Annotated in this window: 7 protein-coding genes; all 7 read right to left on the bottom strand. The window is 46.7% G+C overall.

Annotation, left to right across the window (positions count from 1 at the left end; genetic code table 11):
* Positions 1-67: 67 nt before the first annotated feature.
* Positions 68-1,477 (bottom strand): TolC family protein, encoded by a 1,410-nt coding sequence (locus tag ACFI6L_RS13235; protein ID WP_462574172.1) that lies wholly within the window; start codon positions 1,475-1,477, stop codon positions 68-70.
* 4 nt (positions 1,478-1,481) lie between these two features.
* Positions 1,482-3,452: a MacB family efflux pump subunit gene (locus ACFI6L_RS13230; RefSeq protein ID WP_069943634.1), complete on the bottom strand. Its 1,971-nt coding sequence runs from the start codon at positions 3,450-3,452 to the stop codon at positions 1,482-1,484.
* Between the two features lies 1 nt (position 3,453).
* Complete coding sequence (locus ACFI6L_RS13225; protein WP_240491553.1) at positions 3,454-4,632, bottom strand: efflux RND transporter periplasmic adaptor subunit; 1,179 nt, start codon at positions 4,630-4,632, stop codon at positions 3,454-3,456.
* A 172-nt stretch (positions 4,633-4,804) separates the two neighbouring features.
* Positions 4,805-5,269, bottom strand: a complete 465-nt coding sequence (gene trmL, locus ACFI6L_RS13220) for a tRNA (uridine(34)/cytosine(34)/5-carboxymethylaminomethyluridine(34)-2'-O)-methyltransferase TrmL (protein WP_069943632.1) — start codon at positions 5,267-5,269, stop codon at positions 4,805-4,807.
* 152 nt (positions 5,270-5,421) lie between these two features.
* Positions 5,422-6,399, bottom strand: coding sequence for an alpha/beta fold hydrolase (locus ACFI6L_RS13215; protein WP_014948061.1), 978 nt, complete (start codon positions 6,397-6,399; stop codon positions 5,422-5,424).
* A 64-nt stretch (positions 6,400-6,463) separates the two neighbouring features.
* Positions 6,464-7,825, bottom strand: a complete 1,362-nt coding sequence (locus tag ACFI6L_RS13210; protein ID WP_069943631.1) for an ATP-binding protein — start codon at positions 7,823-7,825, stop codon at positions 6,464-6,466.
* Positions 7,825-8,538 carry a response regulator transcription factor gene (locus ACFI6L_RS13205; protein WP_039225152.1) on the bottom strand — a complete coding sequence of 238 codons (714 nt, stop codon included), beginning with the start codon at positions 8,536-8,538 and terminating at the stop codon, positions 7,825-7,827. The genes ACFI6L_RS13210 and ACFI6L_RS13205 overlap by 1 nt, the downstream gene beginning before the upstream one ends.
* Positions 8,539-8,691: the final 153 nt, after the last annotated feature.

Raw genomic sequence — 8,691 nt, 5'->3', positions numbered from 1 at the left:
CTTACAAAACGCACAAAAAAGCCCTGTTCACAGGGCTTTCGTATTGCTGCTTGAGAAAATCTAAATGCTATGGCGAAGTGATGTCGGCGCCTGCGCTTTCTCTGTAGGTGGCAATGACAGAAGAGAGTACGGCTTGATAGTTACTGATCACAGATTGCCTAGCCGAGAAAAAGCTACGTTGAGCATTAAGCAAATTCAGAAAGTCAGTGTCACCGGCTTTGTAACGAATATCCGCAAGATGATAAAGCTGCTGATTGTTCTCGAGTGACGCTAACGAATAACGGTAGTTTTGTTGATTAAATGCCAAATTAGTTTGGCTGTTTAACAACGCTTCTATCGCTCTAAGCACAGTCTGTTGATACTGTAATATTGCTAAATCCACGTCGGTTTTCGCCGCATTTTCTGCAGCTTCTAATCTACCGCCATCGAACAGGGTTGCTGCTGAGCTTATTGCAGCACTCAAGGTCCACCCTTGCGCTAAGTCCAGTAAATCACTAACGCCAATATCTGCACTTAAGCTCATTCCTGGAAGACCTGCCACTGACGCTTCGTAAAACGCTAAATCAGCCTGCTTAAATTGCGCTATAGCTAACTGAACATCTGGACGCTGCTTCAATACCTCAGCGCTTAATATAGGTGCCACTTCGGGCAGTGAAAAATCGGTTAGCGAAAGGGAAAGCAGCGCTTTTTGTTCAGGCGTATTAAATTGCATAGATTCATTACCTAACAATACCGCTAATGCCCGCTCATTAAGCGTTAAACTATTGCTCAGTCGCAGCACCTCCGACTGAGCACTGATCAAGGTATTGCGCTGTTGGGAAACCTCAATACCTGAGGTATCCCCCTCTTCAAAGCGAATTTGAACTAGGTTTAGCAGCGCTTCGCTAATCTCAACGTTTTGCATCGCAATAGACAGCCGCGACTGCAATGAAATCTGCTCAAGAAGGGTATTTATAAACAACGCCTGGGTGTCTAACAGCGCATCGGTAAACTGATACTGTGCAGTATCGATACCTAACTGACGACTGCGCTGCTGAGCTTCTCGTGTACCCCATATGTCCGCGTCATAACTCAACCCCAGTCCACCTGAGGTAGAATGGCTTGAACGGCCACTATCTAGGTCTCTTCCACTGCGTCCAGATGTCCTCGCCGTTATAGTCGGAACGTCACCTGCATTAACTTGTGCTAATAGAAATTGCGCTCGTTTTACCCTCTGCTCGGCTTGATTAAGGGTTAAATTTTGGCTTTCAAGCGTCTTCATAACGGGCGCAAGTTCAGCCACCTCGAACACCTTCCACCATGATGTTGTTATTTGAATAGTCGCGTCCACAGACTTCGCTTTTTGTAGCGCCTGCGTGTCAGTTTCGGGCAACGTTGTAGAAGGTGAATAAGCGCAGCTTGCGGTCAGCACGATACAAGAGAACGCGCACAGTAATGAACGAGCGGCAAGAGGCACAGAAAAACGAAAAGAATGCATGGCGTTACTCCTCTGCCAACGCGTCAATGGGATTAAGCTTTGATGCTTTTTGAGCAGGGGCATAACCAAAAATGAGCCCTACAGCGAGAGATGTGACAAAAGCCAAAACGGGCGGCATTAGCGTGTAGGCGACAGGCACACTGAATGAAGCAACGATAAGGACAACAAAATAGCCCAGAAGAATGCCGAAGATACCACCCAAGATACACACTACCCATGCCTCGATATTGAACTGGCGCAATATATCGCGAGGCTTTGCGCCTGTGGCGATGCGTAGTCCAATTTCCCTCTTACGCTCAGATACGTTGACCAGCATGATATTCATTACACCGATACCGCCAACAAACAAAGATATAGCAGCAACAGACGCCAAGAGCCAAGTTAACGTGTCTTGCGTTTCCGTGACCGCCTCTACCAGTGACTCTGTGGTACGCACCATAACGTCTTCTTGTCCGTGACGTTCTACCAACAGTGCCAGCACATCGTCTTTTACCTGAGTGGCTACTTCGGTACTTTCTGCCTTTATGGTAATGCTGCTTAAGTAATCCCGACCAAATACCTTCAAACGGCCAGTTGTAACCGGAATGAGCACTTCGTCATCCATATCGTTACCACCTGCACTGGCGCCCTTAGAATGAAGTACACCTACGACCTGATAAAAGGCATTTTGCATCAAGATGTACTCGCCTACTGCCCGATATTTATCTTCAAACAGGGTCTCAGCTACCGTATCTCCAATTACCACCACAGGCGCATAATTTGTTACGTCTTCATCGCTGAAAAACACGCCCTGCGCCATTTCCCAGTCTTTAGCATGAAAGTAGTCAGGTGTGGTGCCTGTAATACGTCCTGAAAAATCGTTTTCGCTGAATCGGATGGTTGCCCTTGCACTTCTTTCCGGCGCGACATAAGCCACACCCGGAACACTTTTCAATGCAGTGGCATCGGCTAACGTCAGCGATGCAATATCACCGGATGAGCGCATGTTTCGTCCACCCGGCCTAATCGAAATCAGGTTCGTGCCAATGGTTTCAATGCGCTCTAGTACCTGCTGTTTACCTCCCTCACCGATGGCCATCATGGTCACCACTGCCGCTACACCAATAATAATCCCCAAGAGTGTGAGCAAGGTTCTAAACCAATTCATTCTAAGGGCAGTGAACGCCATAGATAGGGCTGAAAAAAGTGAGATACTTGGAAAAGGTTTAATTGCCGGTACTGATTTGGGCTCTTGAGAATGTACGTGCTGCACTGAAGCCGTATTCTTTTCGAATGATTCACTTGTGCTAGGCGCAGCGGTTTTGGTATCTGTTACAATTTTCCCATCAAGCAAGTGTATTTGCCTGTCGGCATGTTCAGCAACTGCACTATCGTGGGTGATAAGAATAATAGTCACCCCTTCTGCGTGAAGCTCTCGAAGCAGCGCCAGTAACTGCTCTCCGCTGGCCGAGTCAAGCGCCCCGGTGGGCTCGTCGGCTAGTATTACTTCTGCACCATTAATTAAGGCTCGCGCTACCGAGACACGCTGTTGTTGGCCACCTGAAAGCTCTCCGGGTTTGTGCTCTTTTCTGCTTGAAAGGCCAAGCTTATCAAGCAGCTGTTGCGCTTTTAGAGTGCGATCTTCGCTAGACGTACCGCTGTATATTGCTGGCAGTGCCACATTTTCAGTCGCATTTAGCGACGACAGTAGCTGATAGCGTTGGAAAACAAACCCGAACGTTTTCAAGCGAAGGGCAGAAAGTTGATCGGGATTTAGCGAGGATACTGACTGTCCGTGGATACGGTACACCCCTTCTGAAGGGGTGTCTAAACACCCTAGGATATTCATCAAGGTCGACTTTCCTGACCCGGATTGCCCCATAATGGCGACAAATTCACCCTTATCGATTGATAACGAAACGTTATCCAATGCGGTGACTTCAAACCCTTCTGTTTTGTAGCGACGTGATACGCCATTAAGCTGTATTAACGACATATTAGAATCCGTCACGGCGGCGCGGTGGGCCTGATGGCGGCTGCCCACCCGGAACTCTGCGCATGCCCGCGGCCGGCATTGCGGTGCCGTCTGCAAGACCCACAACCACTTCATCACCTTCTGATAGGCCTTCTATAATTTGAATATGGGTTCTATTTTTTATGCCTACTTTTACTGGCGTGCGAACCACCTCATCGCCCTGTTTAAGCATCACGAATTGATTGCGAGCTCGTCCTTTTACTGCCGCTAACGGCACAGAAAGCGCGCCTTTCACCTGCTCTTGCACAAAGAACACTTGGGTAGTCATGGCGTCCATTAACGTGCGTTCAGGATTCTCAACATCGATTAGCACTTGGTATAGCACTACGTCGTTGAGTACGGTGGGTGTAGGTAGCACTTGACGAACGGTAGAGTGGTAGAAGGTTTTGTTATCACCCAAGGTAGAGAAATAGACTGGCATGCCGCGCTTTATTTTCTGCACATCGGCTTCAGACACTTCTGCGCGTAGGGTCATTACTGATAAATCGGAAATTTGAAGCAACACGGGGGCGTTTTGATTAGCATTCAAGGTTTGCCCCTCACGCACCGGTAAGGTGGCTACAGTTCCGGATATTGGCGCAAATATCTTTGCAAACCCGAGCTTAGTAATATCCCCTTCCAGCGAGGCTTCGTCGGCTTTAATCTGTGCGATGCTCGCCGTGATCTTGGTATCGATAACTTTAAGGTTTGTATCGCTGCTTACGACTACATCTTGGCTGACTGCATTTTGCTTAAACAAATTTTGATTGCGTTGCGCTCTCACTTCGGCGAGTTCTCGCTCTGCCCGCAGCTGAGCCAGCTGTGCTTTTTTGCTGTCCAGCGCCGCTTGAGAGTTCTGTACTTGTGTTTCAAATACACGGGCATCGATCTCTACCAGCAAATCGCCTTCTTTAACAATATCCCCCTCTTCTACGTGAATATTGTCTACCTGACCTGAAACCTGCGCACCTACCTCTACGTAGCGCTTGGGCTCAAGCTGACCTGTAGACACCAAATTTAATTCAATGTCTCGTATCTCCGCACCTTGAAAGAGATATTCGGTATTTGTCTGAGGTGAGTATAGCCATGCATAAACAGCATAAGCGGGCACAAACACAATAATTGCAATGAGCAGTACTTTAATGGGTAGAGGGAGTTTCAAAGCATTCGATCCATAAAAAAAACTGAATGCAATATAGCGAATGTAAAGATTCGCCACGAGAGACAATCTTTACATTTACGCTATCTTTACAGACATTTTTAAAGGCTGAATAAGCTTTTGATTTAAATGGTTAAAAGAGTTTTTAGCAAAACAGTAAGCGTTAAAGAAAGTACTAACGAGCACCCTCGTAACCAAACTGACGCCAGCTTTCATACACAAATACCGATACTGCATTAGACAAGTTCATACTACGACTGTCTGGCAACATAGGGATGCGAACACGCTGCTCTGGGGGAAGCGATTGAATATAGTCGTCTGGTAAACCTCGGGTTTCCGGTCCGAAAATTAACGCATCGCCTTTTTGATAAGACACATCGCTGTGAAATGCTTTGCCTTTCGTTGTGCAAGCGAATACCCGTTTTGGCTTAGCATCATTTAGGTAAGCGTCTAAATTGGCGTGGCGCTTTACGTGAGCAAACTCGTGATAATCTAAACCTGCGCGTCGAACGCGTTTATCGTCCCATTCAAAACCCAAGGGCTCGATTAAGTGCAACATAAAGCCACTGTTTGCGCATAAGCGGATGATGTTTCCCGTATTAGGTGGGATCTCTGGCTGATAGAGTACGATATCGAGCATGCTTTTTTAAATTACCTTCACAGTTAACAACTCGTTTATTTTATACCGAAACGCCATTCTTCATCACCCTTGCACACACTTTTATTACCTGTGAAATAGAAAGCGCTGCTCTTAAGTATGATTACCTAACTAAATGTTAGCTTTGGCTGCACTTATGTAGACGAGTCTTCTGTCAAAAAGTCGAGAATACGCGCCACAGAGCGCTCGCGAATGTCGTCAGACTCGGTGAATAGCTCATGGTAAGCGCGGGGCACTATTTCCAGTTTTGCATTTGGCATAAGCTGAGCCACGCGGCGCTGACGGTTATTATCAATAATCGCATCATCGTCTGCACTTAATATAAGCGAGGGCGTTGTAATAGCGCGTGCGCTACTTTCAATTTTGTTCATAGCCTGATGTGCCGCTGCCAACCACTCTGTAGTCACGCCACCAAGTTGAATATCCTGTTCTTCGTCATACAGCTCACGAAACAGGGCATAGCGGGTTTTGCTGTGGGTGAGCTTATTAAGTGAAAAAGGAAACGCGATATACGGGGTTTGACCAAAAAAGTACCCCGCATCTTTCTTTTTCATCCTGTTTACCGCAAGGCCTGTGCGAATTAAGCCATTTGCCAACCAATTGGGCAGAGCGGGTTTAATGCCAAACATGGGTGAAGCTAAAACGGCTTTTGAAAACAAGTTCGGAAGACGCAGCAGCGTGAGTGCACCAATGGCCCCCCCCATCGAATGGCATACCAGCTGTAACGGGCCTTGCTGCAGTGGCTTTACAATAGTTTCTACGAACATAACGAAGTCATCAACGTAGTCGTCAAAATCGGCAACATAACCATGCTGAGGGTCACGGGTCATCCTGTCTGACAAGCCTTGGCCTCTGTGATCTAAGATGAATACGGCGAAACCATTTTGATAGAGATCGTAAATGAACTCTTTGTACTTTAAATAAGATTCGATTCGACCAGAGCATATTACAATGGTAGCTCGCGGCGATTCTGGGATACAGTGCGCAAAGCGTACCTTGATATTGTCTTTCCCAGAGAAGTGGCCCTGAGTAACACTGTTTTGCCAGAAGGGATTGATATACGTGGCAAAAGTGCTGGCTAAGTTATTTTCAGACGTGAACGTCCAGTTCATAAATACCCTATTACAGTCAAATTGCGCTCTTTGTTAGGCTACGGAGTGCTATCAACGTTCCCAATCATAACTTCGGAAATGACATAGTAACTCGTAGCCCACCGCGCTCAGCAGGTTCAGCGATTATGCGACCATGATGCAACTCAACTGCCGCTTTTGCAATGGATAAGCCCAAGCCTACGCCTCCTGACTCACGCTCTCTGGCAAGAGTTGCCCTGTAAAACGGAGAAAATATACGCTCACATTCCTCAATGGTTAACCCGTCGCCGTCATCTGTAATGTGAATACACCAATGCTGCGCATCTTCGCTAAACGCAATATGCGTGACGAGTTTGCTATGGCGTATGGCATTGCGAAGAACATTCTCGACAGCGCGACAAAACATCATGCTGTCAATGACTACCGTCTTTTTGGGTATATCGTCAATTTTTAACTGCTTGTTTTTGTTTGCCACTTCAAAGTTAGCGTCGGTAAGCACATCGTTGAGTACTAAAGACAAAGCGTGTTTTTGCATGTTGGCTTCGCCAGCTTCAGCACGACTAAGAGTAAGTAATTGGCTTACCAGCGCTTCCATACGATCAGCCTCTCGCTCAACACGAGATAACGTGGCAGGGTCTACATTTTGCTGATGGGCAAGACCTAGCGCCATTTGCAGTCGCGCTAGGGGTGAACGAAGTTCGTGAGACACATCGGCCAATAATCGCTTTTGTGCGCCCCACATTGATTCGAGCTGTTCAGCCATTTTATTGAAATCGCGCGCCAACTGACCTAACTCATCCTGACGCTTGGCAGCCTTGCCCACCCGCGTTTGCCAGTCGCCGCTTGCTAAACGTTTTGCTGAACCCTGAATGTGCAAAATAGGGTTGGTCAGCGTTTTAGCAAATAGCCAGCTCAAAAGCGTGGTAGTAATAAGTGCAATCGCCAAAAACAGCAGAACCGGAGGAGTTTGCTTTTCGGGCATATCTAGCTTTACCGCAAAAAGCGCAAAGCGTGAATTGTCTCGCTCGAAGAAAACCGGGCCGAGAATTTTGAATGCGCCGCGCTTTACTGCAATCGGGGAGGTTTGATTTACCAAACGCAGTAAATCTTCTTTATCGTTGTCACGAAGCGGAGGGCCTCCACCTGAAATAAGGCGGTTGTCGCGAATATCTACCGCAACCAGTCGACCTCTCACGCCACGTGAATTGCGATCTAGCGTCTCATGTAACGGTAGGTCCTGAAAGCGCCCACGCTGCATCCGCTCAATGGCTTGATTTAAATCTTCTATTTCGCGAGGCTTTATTTGCACAACTTGAAGGTCTTCAAAAAAGAGGCGACTTCCCCAAATGGCCAAAAGCGATGTAACAATGAACGTGGCCCAAAACCACAGAAACAAACGGCCCATGATGGCCCGCGTTGGGCTGATGCTGCGTAACAGTTTTACCATTAATGGCTTCCAACAATTAACATGTACCCTACTCCGCGGATGGTTTTTATTTTTTCATCTACGGCTACTGCACTGATTTTCTTTCGCAGATTGCTAACATGCATATCAATGCTTCTGTCAAAAGCTTGCAGTGGCTTGCCGAGTATCTTTAAGCTTATTTCTTCTTTCGTTACCCGCTGAGCGGCATTTAGCATTAGTAAGCGCAAAATTAAAAACTCAGTTGTGGTTAGCGTTAATTCCACATCGTCTACTTTAGCGAGCTGGCTACTTGGGCTTAAAAAGATGCCATTCACAAATAAATCTTGTTCCACCGCTCCTCCCGTTGAGGAAAGATTATGACGACGCACAATCGCTTTTATTCGCGCCACCAGCTCACGATGGTTAAACGGTTTCGGTAAATAATCATCGGCGCCCATTTCCAGACCTAAAATGCGGTCGTAATCATCGCCTCTTGCTGTCAACATAAGTACAGGCGTGCTATGGCTGACACGAAGTTTTTTCAACACATCGAAGCCATCCATCTTTGGCATCATCACATCCAATAAAATAAGATCGTAATGTCGTCCAGATACAGCTTCAGATAACCCTTCTTCGCCGTCGTTACGCACTTGCACTTGATAACCCATACTCGACAGGTACGTGGAGAGCATTTCAGTTAGCTCAAGGTCATCATCAATAACAAGGATAGACTGCAAATGAAAATCTGAACTCATGGTATTAAACTCTTTAACGGTTGGAACTGCTGACCTTTGATTCATGAAAGTGCCTGTAATTTTTATAAACTTCAACCTGCGCTTGTGGTGAGTCTTGTCTAAATTAAACGAAAAACACTGACAAACGCATACTATATCTTTTCAGACCTTTAC

This window comes from Alteromonas sp. G4i35 (genome assembly GCF_054960375.1).
Note: the sequence above shows the minus strand (reverse complement) of the source record. Positions and strands in the feature narration are given on the sequence as shown.

What these genes read in the sequence shown, in the direction of transcription:
- ACFI6L_RS13235 (WP_462574172.1), bottom strand. Translation starts at nt 1,477, where the DNA reads ATGCATTCTTTTCGTTTTTCTGTGCCTCTTGCCGCTCGTTCATTACTG.
- ACFI6L_RS13210 (WP_069943631.1), bottom strand. Translation starts at nt 7,825, where the DNA reads ATGGTAAAACTGTTACGCAGCATCAGCCCAACGCGGGCCATCATGGGC.
- ACFI6L_RS13230 (WP_069943634.1), bottom strand. Translation starts at nt 3,452, where the DNA reads ATGTCGTTAATACAGCTTAATGGCGTATCACGTCGCTACAAAACAGAA.
- ACFI6L_RS13215 (WP_014948061.1), bottom strand. Translation starts at nt 6,399, where the DNA reads ATGAACTGGACGTTCACGTCTGAAAATAACTTAGCCAGCACTTTTGCC.
- ACFI6L_RS13205 (WP_039225152.1), bottom strand. Translation starts at nt 8,538, where the DNA reads ATGAGTTCAGATTTTCATTTGCAGTCTATCCTTGTTATTGATGATGAC.
- trmL (WP_069943632.1), bottom strand. Translation starts at nt 5,269, where the DNA reads ATGCTCGATATCGTACTCTATCAGCCAGAGATCCCACCTAATACGGGA.